The organism is Niastella populi (assembly GCF_002078015.1).
Lineage (GTDB): Bacteria > Bacteroidota > Bacteroidia > Chitinophagales > Chitinophagaceae > Niastella > Niastella populi.
In genome coordinates, this window is record NZ_LWBP01000118.1 from 1 (window position 1) to 888 (window position 888).

1 protein-coding gene is annotated in these 888 nt (G+C 46.8%); it reads left to right on the top strand.

Annotated features, from left to right (window positions below; genetic code table 11):
• On the top strand, positions 1–888 hold an 888-nt coding region (locus A4R26_RS11575; RefSeq protein WP_081163940.1), incomplete at both ends, for a DegT/DnrJ/EryC1/StrS family aminotransferase.

Sequence of the window (888 nt, forward strand, 5' to 3'; positions counted from 1 at the left end):
TGGCTTACGACCGGGCCGGCCACCAAACAACTTGAGAAGGAGATGGCCGCGTTTTGCAACATCGGGCATGCGCTGGCGGTGAACTCTGCTACATCCGGGATGATCCTTATGCTGCACTGGTATGGCATTAAACAGGGCGACGAAGTAATTGTGCCTGCTTATACATATTGCGCAACAGCGCTGGCTGTAATGCATGTTGGCGCCAAACCGGTTATGGTTGATGTAGGAAAAGACTTCAATATCGACTGCGAAAAAATAAAAGACGCCATTACCGAAAGAACAAAAGCGATCATCGCTGTTGATTTTGCTGGCTGGCCTTGTGATTACGATGGCATTTACAGTATCGTAAATGATGAGGAGGTAAAGAAAAAGTTCCACCCTGCATGTGATGTGCAAAGGCAACTGGGAAGGATCATGATCATGGACGATGCCGCTCATGCCCTGGGTGCAACTTATAAAAACAAACCTATTGGCTCCTGCGCCGATATTACCGTATTCTCATTACATGCGGTGAAGAACATTACTTCGGCTGAGGGCGGCGTTATAGCGCTCAATCTTCCTGCTCCTTTCAATAATGAAGAAGTATATAGTTTGCTTCGTGTGTGGAGTTTGAATGGCCAAACGAAAGACGCATTCACAAAAGCCAAAGCGGGCGCCTGGCAGTATGATGTCATCTACCCCGGCTTTAAAATGAATATGCCCGATGTGCTGGCGGCGGTAGCATTGGCGCAGTTCAAAAAGTATGAGAACATGTTGCTGGTAGAAAGAAAAAGGGTTTTCGATTTCTATACCAACATTTTCTCACAATATGATTGGGCAATTTGCCCGCCCTACCGGCAAATGGGTTGTTCTTCTTCTTATCACCTGTACCCCCTGCGCATTAAAGAT